This is a genomic window from Bacteroides sp. PHL 2737, from assembly GCF_004115325.2.
In the GTDB taxonomy this organism is placed as follows: Bacteria; Bacteroidota; Bacteroidia; order Bacteroidales; family Bacteroidaceae; genus Bacteroides; species Bacteroides hominis.
The window spans coordinates 423,926-445,103 of the sequence record NZ_CP040630.1 but is presented as its reverse complement, the minus strand read 5'-3'; the positions used below and the strand labels follow the sequence as shown (position 1 = coordinate 445,103).

Here is a 21,178-nt window from a genome sequence, read left to right as displayed (position 1 = left end):
TCATTAGTATGCTATGTTGCAAAGTTCGTATTCATTATGAAAAAATCCGCTTACGAGAACAAGATATTCAGGTAATTTGCCATCCTTTCCCCAAAGAAGTTCGATGTTAAAAAGTTCAGAAAGCGTTTTGGCTATGTCAAATCCGAAGGCTTCGAGTGACGGACGCACTTTTTCCGGGTGTCGGCATGGTGTGCCGCAGTTACGCGTACACTCGTTATCTGAGCAGTGAAGACATTTACCTATATAGGCAAATGAACGCCCTCCATATTTCCGTTCCATATCCAATAATTCGCTCTCGATTCGTATCCGTTCCGGTAAAATGAGTTTTTGTGTATATTCAATCGGAATATCTTTGTCTTCAGGGATTATCTTCGTTGCCATAAGATGTGCATACTTGTATTGTCGGAGAAACGATTCCGTATCAAAATCAAATGGAGGACACCCCCAACTTTTACCGTAATTGGTACATTGTTTGCAAAGTTCAAGAAAATGTGGTTCGTCACGGAATTCGGCGATGTATCCTTCAACAGTGATGTCTGAAGTAAAATTTTCTACAGTGTATATACTCATTGTTTCAAAATCATTGTACCGCATAAGGAGTCGAAACGGATGTTTTCATTTTGGAAAAGTCTGTCAATGTATCCGCTTTTCTGCATTTCAGACGCGGTCAAGCAACTTAAATTCGGGGTATCTAACAATGCTATCGAATCGCACATGGACAACGCGATGTCAAGTTCATGTGTCGAGAACATGATACATTTTTTCTCGTCGTGGACAAGCCTACGAAGCAACGCCACAAGTTCGTAGCGATTAGGCATGTCAAGAAAGGAAGTCGGTTCATCAAGGAGAATGATAGGAGTATCCTGTGCCAATGCACGAGCAATCATCACACGCTGGCATTCGCCATCCGACATTTTATCCATCGTGCGGTTTGCATAAGCCTCCATTCCCACCGAAATGAGCGATTGCATGACTATCTCCTTATCTGTTTCTTGCATCCTACCTATCCAGTTGGTATAAGGAGCACGGCCTATGGCTACGACATCCTTGCACCGCAGGTTGGCGATGCGCGTGCGCTCGGTCGTGACGATAGCCAGCGTTTTTGCCATATCTTCGGTTTTCATGCAGGCGATGTCGTGCCCGTCGAGAATGATTTTTCCGGAATAACACCGGTTCAGACCGGCTATGGCGCGGAGCAACGTCGATTTTCCTGTCCCGTTTCTTCCGATAAGGGCTGTCAGTTGACCTTTTTTTATCGTGGCATTTACCTCGTGGAGCAACGAGTTTTCTTTGTAACCTATGGAAAAATGCTGTAATTCTATCATGCGGTGATGGATTTGTTGCGTAAAACCACCCATACGACGATTGGGATTCCCAATAGAGCTGTAATGGCGTTGATCGGCAAGGTGAATATTTTAGAAATGATGTCGCAAAGAAGCAATATCGATGCTCCCGAAAGAATTGTTCCAGGCAGAAGGACATGATGATCGCTATTTTGGAAAAGCATTCTTGTGACATGAGGCATAGCGAGACCTATGAAACCTATCGGACCGCAAAAAGCGGTTATCGTTCCGGCGAGCAGCGTTGTCGAGAGAAACAACAGGCTGCGTGAACGCCGAATATTCAGTCCCATTGTTACGGCATATTCCTCTCCGAACAGCAGGAGGTTAAGCGGTTTGATGGTCAGTACAGCCAACAGCAGTCCGGCAAACACCGATGGAACAAGAATCAGAAGTTGTCCGGAGGTGACGTCACCCAAAGCCCCCATCGTCCAAATGACAAAGGCTTTCAGCGATTCCTCTTTGCTGAGGTACTGCAATATCTGCACGACAGCACCTACGCCCGATGAGAACATCATGCCCAGAATCAGGATTACCATGATGTCTTTTATTCGCTGTCCGACGGCAGTTATCACGAGCAACACGACAGCCGCACCCACCCACGCTGCTCCGGCAATGCCTATTGATGAACCGATCCCGGCAAGTACCACAAGTGCCACACCGAGACTTGCACCGGAACTGATGCCAAGGACATAGGGACCGGCAAGAGGATTACGGAAGAGGGTCTGCATCTGAAGACCGCTGACCGATAAGGCAGCCCCGGCCAACAGTGCCACTATAGCTTTTATGAGGCGTATGTTGAGTACGATTTTTTCCGTGGCACGGGAACAATTTCCCCCGGTCAGTGCTGCCCATACATCGCGGATCGGAATGTTGACAGCTCCCACGGCCAAGTCCAGTAAAAAAAGACCGACCGTGAGCGTAATCAATATGGAGAATAATATAGTCGAACGGGAACGCATCTATTTCAGTTGCTTGTAATACACACACTCTTCCTGCACCAGTTCAGGATGGAATATCTTCACGAGGTCGCGGAGCACGATGTCAGGATTCACGACGGCAGACTCGTAATAGTCGTTACCCCCGGCTGTGTTGGTACGGGCGTTGTTGTTATACACCTCTCCATTTTTGAAACATCGGGTATCGGTGAATTTCGGACATGATGCCTTCAAGTCGTCAAGGGAGTTCGCCATTCCCACGTTCAACCACATGTCCGCATCCGACGCGAGCAGATATGCTTCTTCTAAGTCAATGGGGATAGAAGCGTTTCCCGTGTTCTTCTGGTAGATATAGCGGCCTCCCGCATCAGTAATCAAGCGGGCTACATAACTTTGGGTTGAAGGCATGAACCACGAGTCGCCATAGGGAACATTAAGCATAACCGAAGGAGTGCCGAGGGTACTGTCGGCCACTTTCTTTTTCAAGGCGTTGTATCTGACCGGGATTGCGGCAAAGGCTTTTTCACCCTTCTCACGTTTTCCTGTGACTTCTGAAAGCACTACCATCCATTCGGCCTTGCCGAGAGGCGACTCTTCAAGATAATCGCCGACATACATGAACGGTATGTCGAGTTCTTCGAGTTTGCTTTCCATTGCGCTTGCGCCGTTCACCCCATAGAGCAGAACGAGGTCGGGATCGAGCGAGAGCAGCAACTCGTAGTTGATGTTCCCTTCATAGCCGACATCGCCAATACTGTCGCGGCGGGCTTGGATGTCTGGGTTGGAAATGTAGTCGATTCCCGAAACGCCGGTTATACACCGGACTTCACCGATTGCGTCAAGCATGGCGATATGAGTGGAAGACATCGCCACGATACGTTTGGCGTCTCCTTTGAGTACCTGTCCTGCAAACCCTTCGGGAACCTCTTCACCGTTGCGGACGATAAACAGCCATGTGGTTACACTGTCCGCTCCCTGCCAGGGATTCCTGACGGTTATCAGTACGCTTTCCTTCCCGCCCGCCCCTTTGATGTCGAAGCCGGAGGCATATTCGGGAGCATAAAGCAGCAGGTTGAAATCATTGATTTTTGAGCTTTTGTTGTGGCAGCCTGTAAATGCCAGAGAAAGCAACAAAATCAGGCTTAAATTCTTTAATGCGTTCATATTGATGCAGATTATCGTTTACTATTTTTGTTTTTTCCGAACTTGGGTGTTATGCCGATGAATATCTCGAAATTGATGCCCGGCATGGGACGGGACAATACGGAAAGGTATTCTTCATCGAACAGGTTGTTGATGCTGCCCTTTAGCGACAGATCGGCCCATCGGAAAGAGAGCTGTTTTTCCAGTGTCACGTTATTCATGAAGTAAGGGGGCAGATAGCCCGTCAGGGTATAGTCATTACTCGACATGGTATAACGCTGGCTGTAATAACACCATTTGTAAAGCAGGCTCCATGTCCGCCATGACAGACGTCCGGTCACCGTTGCGGAAAACTCCGGCACGTATGGCAACTGTTTGCCGACGGATTGGTCTGCCGGACTCATCGGTTCGCTCTCGTTGATCGAGGGAGTCCACGAGAAAGTTCCGTTCATATCCAGTTTCCAGTCCTTTCCGAGCATTATATCAAGGTGGGCGTTGGTCTCTGCCCCGTAAGCATGTACCTTTTTGAGGTTTCTGGGGGAGAAGAATCCCTTGGTTGTGGGTAGCCAGATGATCCAGTCGTCGATGTGCGAATCGAACCAGTTGATACCACCGCTCAAAGCATATACATTTTCTTTCCCCACCGAGAACGACAACCCCACGTCGTATGTGAAGCCGTGCTCGCTTTTCAGGTCGGGATTACCGCCCGGCAGAAAATAGAGGTCGTTCAGCGTGGGAAAACGGTAGTTCCGGGAGATGGATGCTTTCGCCACGATATTGCCTTTTTTCGACAGTACCCCGTCGATGAAGAAAGCCGGGATAACCGGGGCCCATTCCGTACCGAACATATCCTCGCGAAGGACAAGCGAGGCGGCAAAACGATCGACAGGCCGCCATTTCGCAGAAACGGAACCGGAAAACTCGACACGTCCCTTGTCATACCCGACAACAGCCTTGTTACCTTCCTGCGAGATGATATTTTTGTCCGCGCTTTCCACCAAATGCTGGTGTACGGAAACACCGGCCGTGAACAGCCATTTCTCTGAAGGAGCATAATCCCCGTCCGCACTTCCGTAGAACGTGTTAATCTTACTGCGTGAGCGGGTCATCGAAGCCATTTCGCCGTTTCCCTTGTCCCGCTTGTAATCATAGGCCATCCATGTGTGTATATAGCCGCCTTTTACACCGACCTTCCATTTCTCCCGCACGCGATCCCACGAGAGGACGCCGCGAAACGTCTGCTCCCTTTGGCGGTTCTCGAAGTCCATGTCGTTCCCGTAATCCGTGCTGAGCATCGCCAGTTCCCGGTTGGAATTGATATACCAGGCGTTTAGCCCGAACTTGTCGCCTTCGCCCGTGTTATAATAAATTTCCTGCAAGACGTGCAGATCCTTATAAGCCCCGCTGCGGTTGCGTTCCGTCGGGTAATAGGAACCGATGATGTTCTTGTCCTCGTCATAGATGTTTTCCTTCTTGTCCCGGTTTCGGTATTTGTAGTCGTTGGGGGAAGAGGAATACACCACACGGGTGGAGGACTGCCAGTGTTTGTCACCGTAGGTCAGGCGGAGAAACTCGTCGAACGTGCTGAACGACCCCACTCCCTGCACGTACTGCAACCCGAACCCTTCATGGTTGGCCGGAGAAGTGGAGAGCCTGACCAGACCACCCAAGCCGCCGCCCGTTTCGTTTACCGATGACGTTCCGTGCAGCAGCGAGGCATCATCGATAAAGTAAGAAGGGATGGTGGAAAAATCCGTCATGCCCAGCATCGGGTTGTTAATGCGCATACCATTCCACGTCACTTGGGTATGCGAGGGAGAGGTACCCCGGAAAGCCACGGTGGATAACGTGGCGCGTCCGTAGTTCTTGACAAAAACGGATGAGTTGAATGTCAGCACATCGGCCATAGACAAGGCGATGTTCTCTTTCATGGCGATGGAATCGAAACGGGTTCGTTGCACGCCTATATCCTTCATAGGTCGTTTGCCCACCACCGTAACCTCCGGAATACGTAGTACCCTTTTGGTAATGCTGACGGAATTTTTCTGCTGGGCGGCAAGCAGAAAGGGCAGGCTTACCCCCACGAACAATAGAATAAGATGTCTTTTCATTTTTGTCCTCCTTCCTCGTTATTTCCAGCAGAAAGCTCCCGGAATGATTCCCACGTAAAATTCATCGATCAGCTTGCCTTGCGGCGAATAGCGATACACGATACCTTGTTGCTGGTAATCAATAGCGTCGGCCACATATACCTCCCCGTTGTTGGGATTGACCGTAAGGCCGTAGTATTTGGTGTCCCGAAACTCCAGAAAAGGCCGGACGGGAACACGGTCGGCTTCCACCGGCATTCGCCAAATATCGTTGTTGATCCAGTAAAGTGTATCCCGTGTACCGTTGAGCTGGACTTCCGAAGGCCAGTCGCCCAGCTTAAACTTGAACTGTTTCTCTACGGTGAAAGTCTCGGCGTCTATACGATAGAGAGACGGTGCCTCGTAACCGTATGGGCTGCCCTCGTAACCGCCATCCGTGATGGTCCACATCTTGTTGTATTTGTCCATGACCAGCGAAGTAGGTTGTATGCCGATGGTCAGTTCGTCCACGACCTTGTCCGTCTCCGTGTCGATTTTCAGGATGCGGTTCTGGTACGACCAGCAGTTCACATAGACGTACTTGCCGTATTGTACCATTTGTTCGGTGGAACCCGATTCCATGTCCATGTCTGGACATTCGATATAGCCGGTAATCTCGTATGTCTTGGGGTTGATGATGAAGATACGGTAGTCCCATATCTGCGTCACATAGGCTTTCTCATCCGACAGAAAATGGATATACCGGGGTGAGGTGAAACCTGTGATACGGCCCACTTCCTTGAAAGTATTGATGTCGATGGCGAAAATCACATGCGAGTTGTTCACCACGATCCAGCCTATACCGTCCCGGATAACCATAGACTGGGCCACATCGCCCAACTTGAACCCGTTGGCACGGTAAAACACTTCATTCTCCACTTCGCACGTGGCGGGATCGTAGTAGGAAAGCGTGGCATTGCTGTACTGGAAATTCCCCTCGTTGGTAATGAAAAGACCAGAGGCCGATACAGAGAAATCTTCCATCTCTCCGTAATCCCATTTCATGCAACTGCCGAAAACTGGCAGGCAGAAAAGAAAAAGGCAAATCCGTTGTATTGTTCTGCTCATTGTCATTCGGATAAAAAAGAGTACCCGAATCATTACGGGTACTCTGGTTAAGGTATAAGGTTTAATCCTGCTGCGTATATTGTTTGTCCTTCATATTTTGGAAGGTTGGGTTATACCCACATTTCGTCACGCTCCAACTTTCCCCCGTAATCATTCCGTTTTCTATAAACTTGCCGAAGAAAGTGTAGTCGGTAAATTTCGTCAAACCGTCAAAAACAACCCCATGCAAGGTCTCCAACTTCTCCATGGAAAGTGTTTCCTGAGAAAGAGAAGTCGCACTTTTTATCTGTAGCGTACCATCTATAGTCTGTAATTTATCACAAGTAATGCCTGTTGCTTTATTAACGAACAACCCTTCACCTCCTACGTGAAGCAATTCCGGAATATCCAGCGATTTACTTTGTAAAGATATTGCTAACGAACCCTCTCCCTCTTTATAATATACAGGAGAAGCTGAACAACAAACTTTGGATAGTAAGGGCAAGTTACAACTGGTAAAATTTCCAGATAAATAGAACTGTCCTCCCACTTCTTTCAAGACTGGCATTGTGATTGAAGCAAACATGGGTATTTGGATATATCCATATCCATCTATGATTTCCAAGTCGGGAAATTTGGCATTGCTTCGCATTTGGCCTGTCACATTTAGATTTCCATATACATGTTGAATTGTCGATATGGTATAATCGGTATTGTTGGTGGTTGGCTTACAAGTGAAGTCTTTGATATTCTTGAACGTGATTTCAGGGAACTTATTATTCGTGAGACTGGTGATGACAAAATTTACATTTGACAAATCTTCGGCTGTTTCAATTTTGGAGAGCTGCACCTTGTTTATAATTTCAATCTGGGGCGCTGTTTCTCCGAAGGTTTCAAATCGGGCGTTCGGCAACAGCAGTGTTCCGCTCACATCTTCAAGATAATCCAGCGTGATGCTTCCAAGTGTGGTGATCTTGCTCCAGTCGGGAAGTTGTTTGAGTGCCGTGAAATTCTTTATCTTTATCTGTCCCTTTATCGTTGTCAGTTTGTCCATTCCACCGAAAGCCTGAAGCACGTCATTTCGTTGGGGAACAAAACTACCGGTAGGAGGAGCTTCCATATTGGCTTCCATAATAATACTTCCGTTTACTGTTTCGATTTCCGGAAGGTTGATGGTTTCCAACATCACGGGGACGGTATGGAAATCAAGGCCACCGGTCTCTTTCAGCTTAAGGAAGCTCATGGAAGTCAGCTTGGCAAGATTGTTTACGGACAAGACCCCTCCGACACTTGTCAGTTCCGGTATTTCCAAAGACGCAATCGAACCGGCTGCTGTGTTCTCTTCATTGAGTCCTTGAAGATTCAGATCCTGACCTACAGTAGTCAGAACCGGAAACTCAAAACTCTGTAACGACGACGCATTGAACATCACGCTTCCTTCAATAGTTGCCAGTTTCTCGAATAGGACATACGTCACTTGGTCGTTATATACCGATATGTCTCCGGAGAGCGTTTCCAATGCTTTCATGGAAATCATGTGAAGTTCCGTAGCTTTCGAGGCGACATCGGTCGAACCTACCTGTAAACCTCCGGCAGAAACGATATTATCCAACCCTGTCAAGTCTGCACCGTTGTAACTGTTACGAATGACAATGTTGCCAGTAACCTCTTTCAAAGATGCCAATGCAGATATGTCAGTGATTTTTTCTGCCTCTTCCGCATCAGAGCCGATAATCAGGTTCCCTTTGACAACGGTTGTTTTGGTTGCGGCAAAAGAAGCTACCTCCTCGGTGGTCTTCAACTCCACATCTCCGTCAGATTCTATCTCGCTTTTCACGACCTTATAGGTATATTCGCGGGCATCTCCGTTATAGGATGTCACCCGGAAGGTTCGTTCGTTATCCCAGTCCGTTACCGTTTCAGGATCAGGTATGATTGTTGCAGAAGTTGTGTACTTGAATTCCACTTCGGCGTTGTTCAGCGATACCGTATAGGGAACGGTTATTGTTACTGTATTGTCCGTAATGTCGGCCGTGTACGATTTCCCGTCCACGGTCATCACGACCGATGTGATGAAATTTTCATCTGCATCTTCAGGTATAATTTCATCGTTTTTGTCACACGCTCCCAAAAAGAACAAGGATAGGAGCATGGGAAGAAAATAAATTTTCATACTTGTAATTTTTATTATTTGGTTAGATCCTCAAAAGAAAATACCTCCGTAGAAACTTCGCCCAGCCAGCCGCTTTTGGCCAGAACACCGCATTGTATTTTGATAAAGTCAATATATTGCAGATTGGCTTCCGTTCCATCGGCATGGATGGCATTGGAAATTTTGAAACCGTTCCTTTGTCCGCTTCCATCCACCGTACTGCCGCCTTCTATCTGGTCGTTTCCGAAATTATCCACGTACCCCCAGTCATAACTCTGATTATCCCAATAACCGGTTTGAGAATCTTGGGTGTTGCGGGCGGCCAGACAAGTGCCTGTCAGGGTATAACTGTTTTCCGAAATCCAAGCCGGATAATAATAGTCTTGTGTATGATAAGCGGACAGATAGTCTACCCAGCCGTTTCTACCGTCGGAACTGATCCATTGGACATCCATTTTTTTGCCTTCCGGACGGTAATAGGTCACTTCAAAATTCTGTATTGTTTCTTCCTTGCCTGCTTCAGATCCTTTCAGTTCGTACCACTCGTCATCCGGCAATCCGTTTCCGTTTATATCTTGCATGACCCATACGATACCCGGTTCGGAACTGCCGTCAAAGGCGTTCCCCTGAACACAGAAATCATATTGGTTACCCGAATTGGGAATACTGTGGTCGAAGCCGACGATGATATAACCCCCGAAAGAACCTAAAGAGACGTGCAGTTTGTCTTTCAAACGCTGTGTTGCCCATGCGACAGCCGCTTCAGGGGATGTTTCGTTGCCGGTCATACCGCCTATCGTGCTCGTCTCGTTGATAAATTGGCCGGGAGCTGGGGTATATTCATAGACTTTATTCCAGAGCTTGGAACTTCCCGAAGCCCGGAAGCCGTCTTGTTCCTTTTTGTCCACACAAACGACTTTTACGGTGGCAGTGACAGCCGTTTTCCCTTTGTCGATATTCCTGCTTATTTTTTCCGTCGGTGTGTCTTCCGACACAGTACAGGAGACGGTGTATTCTCCGGGTGCGGACGGCGTGAACTTGAACATGCGTTCCACTTCTCCTTCCATGACCTGACCGTCCACACTCCACTCAAAACGGGGATTGTCGAAATACTCCAACAACGGACGCAGGAAAACAGGACGGTCGGCAAAAGTGTACCTGTCCGTGGATGTTTGCAGGTAAGACGGGGTCGGGAATTTGACAACGTAGGGCATCGTTTCCACGACCTCTACGCTTACGTCTTTCGTTGTTGTCCCATCTATATTGGAAGCGTTGATTGTCACCGTATAAACACCGAGTTCTTTTTCATTGAAAGTATAAGTATTCTCGGTGGAAACGATTTTTCCTTCCCGTACCCATTCGATTTTGAACCCTTCGACATCCGAATGCTGAATATCGGGAGTAAATGTGTAATCGGTATTCCGGACGACTTTTAGCCCCTGCGAAGGTAGTGCCAGTGAGATGACCGGAGGGGTGAGTTCTTTCACTTCTACTTTCAGTTCCTCTTCGGCATAGCCTTCCGCATTGTCTACTCTTAGTTTGACATAAAAATCCCCGCATTCATTCCATGTACGTTGAAGAGACGGACCCGAAGAAACCAGCGTACCGTCTATCGTCCAAGCAAAAAGAGCATCTTCAACATTCTGGTATGTCGGGGCGATAGTCAATTCGTGATCGACCTTGACCGTGTAAATACCGGTCTCGCTGTCAAGTTCTATTATAGGTTGTCCTCCTACTTCTTCGGTAATGACTTCATCCTTGTTGCAGGAGGTGAACAGCATACAGGCAGAAATAATAAAATAGTGAAAACGATGCATGATGTGTGGATTTTAGAAAAATAACAGGGATACCCCCGACAGAAGGGATATCCTTGTATTCTTTTTATTGTATGGTGATATCATCAATACAGATATAAGCCGGAGTATTCAAACCGTATGCTCCCGAATCCGAACCCTCGAAGTTGAATTTCACACTTTGCACCCCTTCGGCATTGATTTCCCAATAATCCCATGTCGTGATAGGATCAACCTGTTGTTGGCCGTTACGATAATCGGCTAAAAGACGTTTGTAAGTGCGGATCAGACCGCCATTCGCATCATAACATTCCAGATTCACTTGGAAATACCCTTTCATCTCTTTCAGAGGAGTCGCTACCCCCGTAGAACCGAACTGATTACCATAAGTAATGACACCATAAGTGTATGAGGTGTTGCAGATCCACAGGCCGACCAATTTCCGGGGAACATTGAAATAAAATTCTGGTTTAGCCATCCATGCCTGATTGTAAGCATCCACATATCCGTAAACGACACCGAAATTGGAACCGCTGTGCCCGGCTTCCTTATTCTGTCCTTCCGCTTCCACCGCAGTGTTATAGACAGAACATTGGTTTAGATAAGAATACCACCAGTCTCCGGTATTTCCCGACTGATTGGAGCGGATGTTCCAGTTGGAAAGTGCGATGCCGCCGCTGGAATACTCTGTGCTTCCACCTACAGTATTAAACATTGAAAGGAAGAGATATTCTTCCGGAGTATTGTCGTAAATGGTGGTTACTTGAGGATACCCTTGGTACGAATAAAGATTTTCTCCGGCCGAGGTAGGTCCTGCTAACATGCCGGGATCGAAATCATCGAAAGTGATAGTTAAAGTACCGTCCGAATTTGTCACAGCACGGGTTTGCGAAGTTCCGGAATCAACCGGGTCCATCAAAAAGTCATCGTCCGAGCTACAGCCAGAGAACAAGGCGGTTGCGGTAAATAGACAGGCACCTGCCAGAAAGCGTAATTTTCTTTTCATAGGTCACTCATTTTAATGTAAAACATATTATTAACAAACACAAAAAATTCCCGTTCGTGCGGACTTACACGAACGGGAATATGTCTGTCTTCAAATATTGAATGGCCGATGAGCTATTCCCTATTTGATTACGACCCGTATATCCCGCAGGTGTAAATCTCATTCCGGTCATGGCAGGTCTTCTGACTCGTCCCGGTCATCGTGCCTTCCCGGTATTACACCAGTGGCAAAAGTTCGATGTCCGTTTTTGTGGACTCACAGCAGCGGGTACTGTCCCGGATTTTCACCGGGTTCCCTTTTCATTCGGAAGGCGTAAACCTCCCGAAACCATTTCCCGACTGCAAAATTATCTATATTACATATCAATTCCAAATAATTCATAATATTTATAATAAAACACACAAAGCATGACAACCGTACTGTTTTAATTAGAGCATTCAAGTTTACGACAAACGAAGACGGTAATTATCATACACAATATCCATAAACCAACAAAACAGCTTGCCATTTTCCATAACAATGCGTTCTGGAATAGATAACTGTTAGCTGCAATTATGCAAGCAAAAAAAGCAGACAGAATAATGACTATTAATATCATGCACCAGAAATTAATCCTATAAATTTATGGAAAACAAGTAAGGGAATGGAAGTTCCGTTGCCGCATGGATGCAGGTGAAGGACCTTCTCTTTTAACGTTGGATACGCCAATGCACGCCAACGGAAGACTCTGATATTATCTGTTTGGAAAGGATATAGGATGTGCGTTACTTTGTCGCATATTCAGAATCTTAAAAAGAATTTTAGTATGGAACTGACAATTATTGAAACAAGCGCGTATTAGGAGTTGAGAAAGCTGGTCAGCACGCTGGTCGTACAGATGGGCGACTTCCAGAAAAAGATTGCCCCGCCTGCGCCGGACAAGTGAATGGATGCGCAGGACGTATGTGATGGACTTATGCCCAAACACTTTCTGAAGAGTTTCCAGCAGCATCCCCTTGAGTATGGCCAGAACGGCAAATGCGTGGCGTCCGATGTGCGGGGTGACCTCGCCCCGGAGTTGCATTTCCTGCCTATGATTCCAAGACTGAGCCGCATGGCATTGTATTCACCTACCGGAAAGACACATTCGGGGAGTCTTTCTTTTCATCCGTACCCCTATATTTTTCAATCAGTTCGATAGCAATGGGCAATAATTTTACGACATACGCCACTCCCGTTTTTATACGGTTGCCCATCAGCCATGTACCGCCGTCGGAGTCGGTATGGATATTATCGTATGTTATGGCTTTCAAGTCCACATAGGAAAGACCGGTGAAGCACATGAACAGGAACATGTCGCGCATGGCACGCTGGCGTTTGTATCTCGGTTCTATATGGATTATCCTTTGCAGTTCCTCTTCGGAAAGGAAAGAACGCCTCTTGTATTCGGGCATACACTCGAATGATGCGAACGGATGAACCCGTATCCAGCCTTTTTCCTGCGCGATATACATCAGCCACTTCAAGGTATTGACACGCCCGAAGACAGTGGAGTTTGCCAAAGCGCATGTACCGAGCATCCAGTTGTAGTAATCCTCGATGAATGATTTCTCAAGTTCTTCGATGACAATATCCTCTGCATTCTTCTTGCTTTTCATGAAAAGCAGGAGACTCTTGTAATCGGCAACCAGACCGCAGTAGGTGCTTTCGGCTTTCTCTATGCCGATTTTCTTTTTATACGGTTCCAGCTGTTCCCTGAAAAGGTTCATAAGGGTGTGGCATTCCTCTGAGAAGCCGACATAGCGGTTATAGACTTTCTTGGCTGTAACAAAACTGTCGTGGTCGCAGATGTACTGGTAGTGCCTGGTGATTTGCGCCTTGATATTGTCAAGCTCCTGATTGAGTGTACGGGCCTCCTCGGACTTGCCTTTGGCCCGGTTGGTTTTGACGTCCCACAAAGCGAGGGACACTTCTTTCTTACAACTGAAACCGGCTTGGGTTCCATTGATGGTGATACGGCCCATAATCGGTGTCTTTCCGTTTTTTACAGACTGTTTATTCTCAAAACACTTAGCTATACATGGTCTGCGATAAGCTAAGAGAGATTCCCCTTACACAAAAGCATGGCATCTCCTTGTCGTATCTCGCCTTTATACTTTTATGTATAGTAGTCTACCGGATCGAATGAACAAGACCTATCCCATACATAAACCAATTTAGACTGCTATGTTATTTTTGAGGAAGAAGATGGAATGAGACCAGATACCCTCTTTAAGGCTGACTGTAAGTCGATTAAATGTAGAAAAAGATTGCTTTTGTCACAAGTAAAGTGTATATTTGCATTGAAAGAATCGTTCTTTGACAGAGGCAAAAGAAAACAGAATATTGTAATTCGCTCGTTTCTAAATCGTTACCTGATATTAATTAAACAGAAATAACTGTTTAATTTTCAATTAGATAGAGATTGTATGATGTTTCGCCACATACGAACTGATATTGCTGTTGAATCCAAGTAGATTCGCCAACTTTGCCAATTGATAATTGAATGTCCGTAATGCTTGCTGATATACTCTATAATTATCTTGACTTTTCTCGTTTTCTTCCAATATTGGAAATAGGTAAGTAGCGTCCGGATCTGTATTCTTCCATTCGTCGATGATATCCATGGCTTCTTTCGGCACAGTGACGGTGAGTGGACTGCCTGTTTTGTGGCGGTGATATGTGAGCGTATTTCCATCTAAGTCAGTCTTTTGCAGATAAGCCAGATCTACAAACGGAAGACCTCGTAATAAGAACATCAATACGAACAATTGATGGGTACGTCGCAAGGTTTCAGTCTGTTTCCGGGTAGACTGTGTATTGAGCAATCGCCCCATGTCTTCCGGTCTCAGTGCTCGTTTGATGTCTGTTCGAGTGCCGGTGTATACCTTTTTGAAGAGTCTGGGCATGTATGGTGCCAACTTTCGGTCTACAGCCCGATTATAAACTGCCCGCAGGACTCGCATATAGGTCGATACTGTATTCCAGCTATTCCCTCGACTTCTCAAGAAGTACTCAAAGCGCTTCAGTAGTTCCGGTTTTATCTGTCGGAAATGGATTTCTTCTTTTCCCAGAAAAGTAATGAATGCATTTTTACTTGCTTGATAAATGTGGGCTGTTCCCAGTGCATTGCCCGTTTTTAGATTTTCGATCATGGTATCCATGAATCGGGTAAAGTTCTTCTCTTTCATACGTAAGTGTTGCTTGGTTCCTAGTTTTTTCTTTGGAACAAGATAGAAATTTTTGTCGGAGGAAGAAAATGGAGTAGGGGATATGTGGCAAATCTGTATATCTTTTTTTGATGTTTTTCTTCTGAACCGTTTCCTTGTCTCGCAAAAATCGGCTCCACAGCCCCCTGTACGTTCACTTTATTTGGTTTAAAACCAGCTCACCTTTTGTTTTAAGGGTACCGCCCCTTCTGGTTTCCATTTCCCGCAGCATTTTTGAAAATCCCTTGCAACCATACTTACCCGAATCGCAACTATCCCTTTCCGTCCGCCTTGTATCCCTCTTTTCGATAAACAATCCTTCTTCTCTCCATCTTCTTCATTTCCAATACTTTCCTGCCTTTATCCTCTTCCTTCTCCGTCGTTTGATTTAACGCTGTGTTAAATCAAGTCTTTTGTCTTCAAATAACAAAGCTTTTACATTTAAAAGGTTTGTTATTTCCGCTCTTAAAACAAATGTTCCCTCAATCGCATTAACAATGTTAACGCCAAAAGCCGCTGGATTTCCGATTTCTCTACTCAATCTTGTCGCAACCGGAGAGTACTGAAAAGACTGTATCCCGTGAAATCCTCCTCTTTTTTACAGATACTTCTGACAAGGATACAACCCTGCCAGCAACTTTTTATGTTTTCGCCTGATTCCTTACAGGTGTTTCTGAGAATAATAAAATCCCTTGACTAAGTTTTGTTTTTCCCCTTTTCCGTCTGTCCGTATCCCGCTCTTTCCCTTTTTGTCCTCCTGGTCTTCTTTCCTTCTTTCCTTCTTTCTTCTTTTCCCTCTATATTATAATAATGTGTCCCCCTTTTCCCTTTCCCTCCCTTTTCAAAAAACATGTTTAACAACAGCTCTATTCCTCAGTCACTTACAATAAAATTCACTTTTTATTCAAAAAAAGACCTTTAATAATTTGTCTTGTATTGGTAAATCCCGTACTTTTGCACCCGCTTTCCAAGAGAAGGAAAGTTTATTGAAATTGACATGTTGCAAAAGCGCTCGGATCCGCTTAAGAGATCTACCCGAAAAATATTTCCGAATTTATTTGGTTATATACTTAAAAAGTAGTTATCTTTGCCGTCCGATTCGCAAAGAAAAGGCAGTTTCTTTTCTTGGTTCTTTTCCTATCTATAGATAGTTTAAGATTTCCCTTCGAAAGAAATATTTTAAAAAAAAAACTTCCAAAACATTTGGTGTTTTAAAATAAACCTTTTACCTTTGCACCCGCTTTTAAAACGAAGCGCAATCGAAAGAAGAGTTCTTTGAAAAATTGATAAACAATACAAGTAGTACAAGTAAATTTAGAACCGTCAATACTTATTATATAGGTATATGAAAAATGACCGTCAATAAATTTTCGACATCCTGAACAGAGCTAATATTGTCCCTTATTGGGATATATAACAATACTTTTACAATGAAGAGTTTGATCCTGGCTCAGGATGAACGCTAGCTACAGGCTTAACACATGCAAGTCGAGGGGCATCAGGAAGAAAGCTTGCTTTCTTTGCTGGCGACCGGCGCACGGGTGAGTAACACGTATCCAACCTGCCCTTTACTCGGGGATAGCCTTTCGAAAGAAAGATTAATACCCGATGGGATAATCATTCCGCATGGTTTGATTATTAAAGGATTCCGGTAAAGGATGGGGATGCGTTCCATTAGGTTGTTGGTGAGGTAACGGCCCACCAAGCCTTCGATGGATAGGGGTTCTGAGAGGAAGGTCCCCCACATTGGAACTGAGACACGGTCCAAACTCCTACGGGAGGCAGCAGTGAGGAATATTGGTCAATGGGCGCGAGCCTGAACCAGCCAAGTAGCGTGAAGGATGACTGCCCTATGGGTTGTAAACTTCTTTTATATTAGAATAAAGTGCAGTATGTATACTGTTTTGTATGTATAATATGAATAAGGATCGGCTAACTCCGTGCCAGCAGCCGCGGTAATACGGAGGATCCGAGCGTTATCCGGATTTATTGGGTTTAAAGGGAGCGTAGGTGGACTGGTAAGTCAGTTGTGAAAGTTTGCGGCTCAACCGTAAAATTGCAGTTGATACTGTCAGTCTTGAGTACAGTAGAGGTGGGCGGAATTCGTGGTGTAGCGGTGAAATGCTTAGATATCACGAAGAACTCCGATTGCGAAGGCAGCTCACTGGACTGCAACTGACACTGATGCTCGAAAGTGTGGGTATCAAACAGGATTAGATACCCTGGTAGTCCACACAGTAAACGATGAATACTCGCTGTTTGCGATATACAGTAAGCGGCCAAGCGAAAGCATTAAGTATTCCACCTGGGGAGTACGCCGGCAACGGTGAAACTCAAAGGAATTGACGGGGGCCCGCACAAGCGGAGGAACATGTGGTTTAATTCGATGATACGCGAGGAACCTTACCCGGGCTTAAATTGCAGTGGAATGATGTGGAAACATGTCAGTGAGCAATCACCACTGTGAAGGTGCTGCATGGTTGTCGTCAGCTCGTGCCGTGAGGTGTCGGCTTAAGTGCCATAACGAGCGCAACCCTTATCTTCAGTTACTAACAGGTCATGCTGAGGACTCTGGAGAGACTGCCGTCGTAAGATGTGAGGAAGGTGGGGATGACGTCAAATCAGCACGGCCCTTACGTCCGGGGCTACACACGTGTTACAATGGGGGGTACAGAAGGCAGCTACCTGGTGACAGGATGCTAATCCCAAAAGCCTCTCTCAGTTCGGATCGAAGTCTGCAACCCGACTTCGTGAAGCTGGATTCGCTAGTAATCGCGCATCAGCCACGGCGCGGTGAATACGTTCCCGGGCCTTGTACACACCGCCCGTCAAGCCATGGGAGCCGGGGGTACCTGAAGTACGTAACCGCAAGGAGCGTCCTAGGGTAAAACTGGTGACTGGGGCTAAGTCGTAACAAGGTAGCCGTACCGGAAGGTGCGGCTGGAACACCTCCTTTCTGGAGCGATGTTGAAAACGACGTTCATCGGTTCTAAAATTGTACTACTGGTACTTGTTTATTTATAGAATATAGATCGACCGTCTATAGCAATATAGATAGAGATAAACAAGAGAAAAACAGAAGCCGAGTCTAAGACAGGACACGGTTGAACTAGTCCTATAGCTCAGTTGGTTAGAGCGCTACACTGATAATGTAGAGGTCGGCAGTTCAACTCTGCCTGGGACTACCAAGACGAGATTGATATCTTGTATGATTGGGGGATTAGCTCAGCTGGCTAGAGCATCTGCCTTGCACGCAGAGGGTCAACGGTTCGAATCCGTTATTCTCCACCATTGATACGCTGGCAACACAAGTTGCCGAATGTTATCATACGATCTTTGACATGATGTACAAAAAAAAGTAAATTTAGTAAGAGCTAAAAGTATATATCGAACCATTTGGTTCAGATCCTTTTTAAGAAAAGGAGATGAACCTGGCGATAAAAGAAAGTAAATAAGGGCGCATGGCGGATGCCTTGGCTCTCGGAGGCGATGAAGGACGTGATAAGCTGCGATAAGCTTCGGGTAGGTGCAAATAACCTTTGATCCGAAGATTTCCGAATGGGACAACCCGGCATTCTGAAGGAATGTCATCCAACCAAGTTGGAGGCTAACGCAGGGAACTGAAACATCTTAGTACCTGCAGGAAAAGAAAATAAATAATGATTCCCCTAGTAGTGGCGAGCGAACGGGGAATAGCCCAAACCACCCGTGTTACGGCATGTGTGGGGTTGTAGGACCACGCTCTCGCAAGAAAGTTATTGAGAAGAAGCGGCTGGAAAGCCGCGCCATAGACGGTGATAGCCCGGTATTCTAAGGTAACTGAAGCGTAGTGGTATCCTGAGTAGCGCGGAGCACGAGGAATTCTGCGTGAACCAGCCGGGACCATCCGGTAAGGCTAAATACTCCCGAGAGACCGATAGCGAACCAGTACTGTGAAGGAAAGGTGAAAAGCACTTCGAATAGAAGAGTGAAATAGTCCCTGAAACCATGCGCCTACAAGCGGTCGGAGCAGCGTAAGTTGTGACGGCGTGCCTTTTGCATAATGAACCTACGAGTTACTTTTTCCGGCAAGGTTAAGCATCTTGAGATGTGGATCCGAAGCGAAAGCGAGTCTGAACAGGGCGGATAGTCGGAAGGAGTAGACGCGAAACCAAGTGATCTACCCTTGGGCAGGTTGAAGGTTAGGTAACACTAACTGGAGGACCGAACCGATAAGCGTTGAAAAGCTTCCGGATGACCTGAGGGTGGGGGTGAAAGGCTAATCAAACTTGGAGATAGCTCGTACTCCCCGAAATGCATTTAGGTGCAGCCTTGAGAATTACTAATGTGAGGTAGAGCGACTGATAAGATGCGAGGGCTTCACCGCCTATCAAGTCTTGATAAACTCCGAATGCGCATTAGTTCGATCTCAGGAGTGAGGGCATGGGTGCTAAGGTCCATGTCCTAAAGGAGAAGAATCCAGACCATCAGCTAAGGTCCCCAAATAAACACTAAGTTGAACTAACGAAGTCAGATTGCTAAGACAGCTAGGATGTTGGCTTGGAAGCAGCCATTCATTTAAAGAGTGCGTAACAGCTCACTAGTCGAGGAGTTTGGCGTGGATAATAATCGGGCATTAAGTGTTTTACCGAAGCTATGGGATACGTAAGTATCGGTAGGGGAGCATTCCACTCTGCGTTGAAGGCTAAGCGTGAGCTTTACTGGAGCGTGTGGAAAAGCAAATGTAGGTATAAGTAACGATAAAGGGGGTGAGAAACCCCCTCGCCGCAAGACTAAGGTTTCCTGATCAACGCTAATCGGATCAGGGTTAGTCGGGTCCTAAGGCTCAGCCGAACGGTGATGCCGATGGCAGAACAGGTTAATATTCCTGTACTAGCATTAAGAGTGACGTGGAGACGGAGGAGTGACAACGCCGCGGACTGACGGAATAGTCCGTTAAAGGGTGTAGATGTTGATTATCCCAGGCAAATCCGGGATAAGAGTCGAACCTGACAGTATACCAATTTCCTCGGAAAACGGTAATAGTGCGTGTAAACATACTCCCAAGAAAATCCGCTAAACTTAATCTTAATGGTACCCGTACCGCAAACGGACACACGTAGTCGGGTTGAATATACTCAGGCGCTTGAGTGAATCACGGTTAAGGAACTAGGCAAATTGACCCTGTAACTTCGGGATAAAGGGTCCCTACCCGGTGACGGGAGGGCGCAGAGAATAGGTCCAGGCAACTGTTTAACAAAAACACAGGGCTGTGCAAAATTGAAAGATCACGTATACAGCCTGACACCTGCCCGGTGCTGGAAGGTTAAGAGGAGATGTCATCGCAAGAGAAGCATTGAATTGAAGCCCCAGTAAACGGCGGCCGTAACTATAACGGTCCTAAGGTAGCGAAATTCCTTGTCGGGTAAGTTCCGACCTGCACGAATGGTGTAATGATCTGGACACTGTCTCAACCGTGAGCTCAGTGAAATTGTAGTATCGGTGAAGATGCCGATTACCCGCGATGGGACGAAAAGACCCCGTGAACCTTTACTATAGCTTAACATTGAATTTGGGTAATTGATGTGTAGGATAGGCCGGAGACTTTGAAGCAGGTACGCCAGTATTTGTGGAGTCGCTGTTGAAATACGGCCCTTTGATTATTTGAGTTCTAACTCGCATTTGCGAGGACACTGTTTGGTGGGTAGTTTGACTGGGGTGGTCGCCTCCAAAAGTGTAACGGAGGCTTCTAAAGGTGCCCTCACGCCGATTGGTAACCGGCGGCAGAGTGTAATGGCATAAGGGCGCTTGACTGGGAGACTTACAAGTCGATCAGGTAGGAAACTAGAGCATAGTGATCCGGTGTTTCCGTATGGAAGGGACATCGCTCAAAGGATAAAAGGTACTCCGGGGATAACAGGCTGATCCCTCCCAAGAGCTCATATCGACGGAGGGGTTTGGCACCTCGATGTCGGCTCGTCACATCCTGGGGCTGGAGAAGGTCCCAAGGGTTGGGCTGTTCGCCCATTAAAGTGGCACGCGAGCTGGGTTCAGAACGTCGTGAGACAGTTCGGTCTCTATCTATCGTGGGCGCATGAAATTTGCGTGGCTCTGACACTAGTACGAGAGGACCGTGTTGGACTGACCTCTGGTTTACCGGTTGTGCCGCCAGGTGCATTGCCGGGTATCTAAGTCGGGATTGGATAAGTGCTGAAAGCATCTAAGTACGAAGCCAGCCACAAGATTAGATTTCTTTTAGGGTCGTTGTAGACTACAACGTTGATAGGACGCAGGTGTACAGGTGGTAACATCACAGCCGAGCGTTACTAATTGCCCGATGACTTTCTTTTATTGTCCTTTATGGTTTATATATCCGTTTAGCTTTACTATCCGGGTGATAGACGGCTAAGTTTACTTTTGTACA

General features: G+C 46.4%; 13 protein-coding genes, 2 tRNA genes, 2 rRNA genes and 1 riboswitch. Of the genes, 4 read left to right on the top strand and 13 right to left on the bottom strand.

Annotation, left to right across the window (positions count from 1 at the left end; genetic code table 11):
* Nucleotides 1–3 precede the first annotated feature (3 nt).
* The 13 genes from DBK98_RS01890 to DBK98_RS01835 all read right to left on the bottom strand — a co-directional run bounded on the left by DBK98_RS01890 (nt 4) and on the right by DBK98_RS01835 (nt 15,316).
* Nucleotides 4–570: a DUF2284 domain-containing protein gene (locus tag DBK98_RS01890; RefSeq protein ID WP_004289236.1), complete on the bottom strand. Its 567-nt coding sequence runs from the start codon at nt 568–570 to the stop codon at nt 4–6.
* Nucleotides 567–1,325 (bottom strand): ABC transporter ATP-binding protein, encoded by a 759-nt coding sequence (locus DBK98_RS01885; protein ID WP_007748724.1) that lies wholly within the window; start codon nt 1,323–1,325, stop codon nt 567–569. The genes DBK98_RS01890 and DBK98_RS01885 overlap by 4 nt, the downstream gene beginning before the upstream one ends.
* Nucleotides 1,322–2,302: an iron ABC transporter permease gene (locus tag DBK98_RS01880; protein ID WP_004311292.1), complete on the bottom strand. Its 981-nt coding sequence runs from the start codon at nt 2,300–2,302 to the stop codon at nt 1,322–1,324. The genes DBK98_RS01885 and DBK98_RS01880 overlap by 4 nt, the downstream gene beginning before the upstream one ends.
* A complete protein-coding gene (locus DBK98_RS01875; RefSeq protein WP_004289233.1) occupies nt 2,303–3,442 on the bottom strand; it encodes an ABC transporter substrate-binding protein in 1,140 nt (379 codons plus the stop codon). It abuts the gene before it with no gap.
* 11 nt (nt 3,443–3,453) lie between these two features.
* Nucleotides 3,454–5,532 (bottom strand): TonB-dependent siderophore receptor, encoded by a 2,079-nt coding sequence (locus DBK98_RS01870; RefSeq protein WP_004311295.1) that lies wholly within the window; start codon nt 5,530–5,532, stop codon nt 3,454–3,456.
* An 18-nt stretch (nt 5,533–5,550) separates the two neighbouring features.
* Nucleotides 5,551–6,651: a YncE family protein gene (locus DBK98_RS01865; RefSeq protein ID WP_004293828.1), complete on the bottom strand. Its 1,101-nt coding sequence runs from the start codon at nt 6,649–6,651 to the stop codon at nt 5,551–5,553.
* A 28-nt stretch (nt 6,652–6,679) separates the two neighbouring features.
* The gene (locus DBK98_RS01860; RefSeq protein WP_004311297.1) at nt 6,680–8,770 is read right to left on the bottom strand and encodes a lipoprotein; all 2,091 of its coding nucleotides are present in this window, start codon (nt 8,768–8,770) and stop codon (nt 6,680–6,682) included.
* A 14-nt stretch (nt 8,771–8,784) separates the two neighbouring features.
* Complete coding sequence (locus tag DBK98_RS01855; RefSeq protein ID WP_004293827.1) at nt 8,785–10,566, bottom strand: PKD-like domain-containing protein; 1,782 nt, start codon at nt 10,564–10,566, stop codon at nt 8,785–8,787.
* A 64-nt stretch (nt 10,567–10,630) separates the two neighbouring features.
* Nucleotides 10,631–11,548 (bottom strand): DUF4465 domain-containing protein, encoded by a 918-nt coding sequence (locus DBK98_RS01850; RefSeq protein WP_004289228.1) that lies wholly within the window; start codon nt 11,546–11,548, stop codon nt 10,631–10,633.
* Nucleotides 11,549–11,702: 154 nt separating this feature from the next.
* A riboswitch (cobalamin riboswitch) is annotated at nt 11,703–11,895 on the bottom strand.
* Nucleotides 11,896–12,281: 386 nt separating this feature from the next.
* Nucleotides 12,282–12,611: a hypothetical protein gene (locus tag DBK98_RS23090; protein ID WP_004289226.1), complete on the bottom strand. Its 330-nt coding sequence runs from the start codon at nt 12,609–12,611 to the stop codon at nt 12,282–12,284.
* 46 nt (nt 12,612–12,657) lie between these two features.
* The gene (locus tag DBK98_RS01845) at nt 12,658–13,551 is read right to left on the bottom strand and encodes a phage integrase SAM-like domain-containing protein (RefSeq protein WP_004289225.1); all 894 of its coding nucleotides are present in this window, start codon (nt 13,549–13,551) and stop codon (nt 12,658–12,660) included.
* 429 nt (nt 13,552–13,980) lie between these two features.
* A complete protein-coding gene (locus tag DBK98_RS01840) occupies nt 13,981–14,757 on the bottom strand; it encodes a site-specific integrase (RefSeq protein WP_032536193.1) in 777 nt (258 codons plus the stop codon).
* A gap of 406 nt (nt 14,758–15,163) precedes the next feature.
* Nucleotides 15,164–15,316, bottom strand: a complete 153-nt coding sequence (locus tag DBK98_RS01835) for a hypothetical protein (protein ID WP_164932429.1) — start codon at nt 15,314–15,316, stop codon at nt 15,164–15,166.
* 886 nt (nt 15,317–16,202) lie between these two features.
* Between DBK98_RS01835 and DBK98_RS01830 the strand changes: the two genes are divergently transcribed.
* From DBK98_RS01830 to DBK98_RS01815, 4 genes are all read left to right on the top strand, one after another.
* A 16S ribosomal RNA gene (locus DBK98_RS01830) occupies nt 16,203–17,731 on the top strand.
* A 155-nt stretch (nt 17,732–17,886) separates the two neighbouring features.
* A tRNA-Ile gene (locus DBK98_RS01825) sits at nt 17,887–17,963 on the top strand.
* A gap of 26 nt (nt 17,964–17,989) precedes the next feature.
* A tRNA-Ala gene (locus DBK98_RS01820) sits at nt 17,990–18,066 on the top strand.
* Nucleotides 18,067–18,216: 150 nt separating this feature from the next.
* A 23S ribosomal RNA gene (locus DBK98_RS01815) occupies nt 18,217–21,104 on the top strand.
* The 16S and 23S rRNA genes sit together here with 2 tRNA genes alongside, the layout of an rRNA operon.
* Nucleotides 21,105–21,178: the final 74 nt, after the last annotated feature.

Bases quoted from the DNA above. Each gene is read 5' to 3' on its own strand.
- DBK98_RS01890 (WP_004289236.1), bottom strand. From the start codon at position 570: ATGAGTATATACACTGTAGAAAATTTTACTTCAGACATCACTGTTGAA.
- DBK98_RS01885 (WP_007748724.1), bottom strand. From the start codon at position 1,325: ATGATAGAATTACAGCATTTTTCCATAGGTTACAAAGAAAACTCGTTG.
- DBK98_RS01880 (WP_004311292.1), bottom strand. From the start codon at position 2,302: ATGCGTTCCCGTTCGACTATATTATTCTCCATATTGATTACGCTCACG.
- DBK98_RS01875 (WP_004289233.1), bottom strand. From the start codon at position 3,442: ATGAACGCATTAAAGAATTTAAGCCTGATTTTGTTGCTTTCTCTGGCA.
- DBK98_RS01870 (WP_004311295.1), bottom strand. From the start codon at position 5,532: ATGAAAAGACATCTTATTCTATTGTTCGTGGGGGTAAGCCTGCCCTTT.
- DBK98_RS01865 (WP_004293828.1), bottom strand. From the start codon at position 6,651: ATGATTCGGGTACTCTTTTTTATCCGAATGACAATGAGCAGAACAATA.
- DBK98_RS01860 (WP_004311297.1), bottom strand. From the start codon at position 8,770: ATGAAAATTTATTTTCTTCCCATGCTCCTATCCTTGTTCTTTTTGGGA.
- DBK98_RS01855 (WP_004293827.1), bottom strand. From the start codon at position 10,566: ATGCATCGTTTTCACTATTTTATTATTTCTGCCTGTATGCTGTTCACC.
- DBK98_RS01850 (WP_004289228.1), bottom strand. From the start codon at position 11,548: ATGAAAAGAAAATTACGCTTTCTGGCAGGTGCCTGTCTATTTACCGCA.
- DBK98_RS23090 (WP_004289226.1), bottom strand. From the start codon at position 12,611: ATGCAACTCCGGGGCGAGGTCACCCCGCACATCGGACGCCACGCATTT.
- DBK98_RS01845 (WP_004289225.1), bottom strand. From the start codon at position 13,551: ATGGGCCGTATCACCATCAATGGAACCCAAGCCGGTTTCAGTTGTAAG.
- DBK98_RS01840 (WP_032536193.1), bottom strand. From the start codon at position 14,757: ATGAAAGAGAAGAACTTTACCCGATTCATGGATACCATGATCGAAAAT.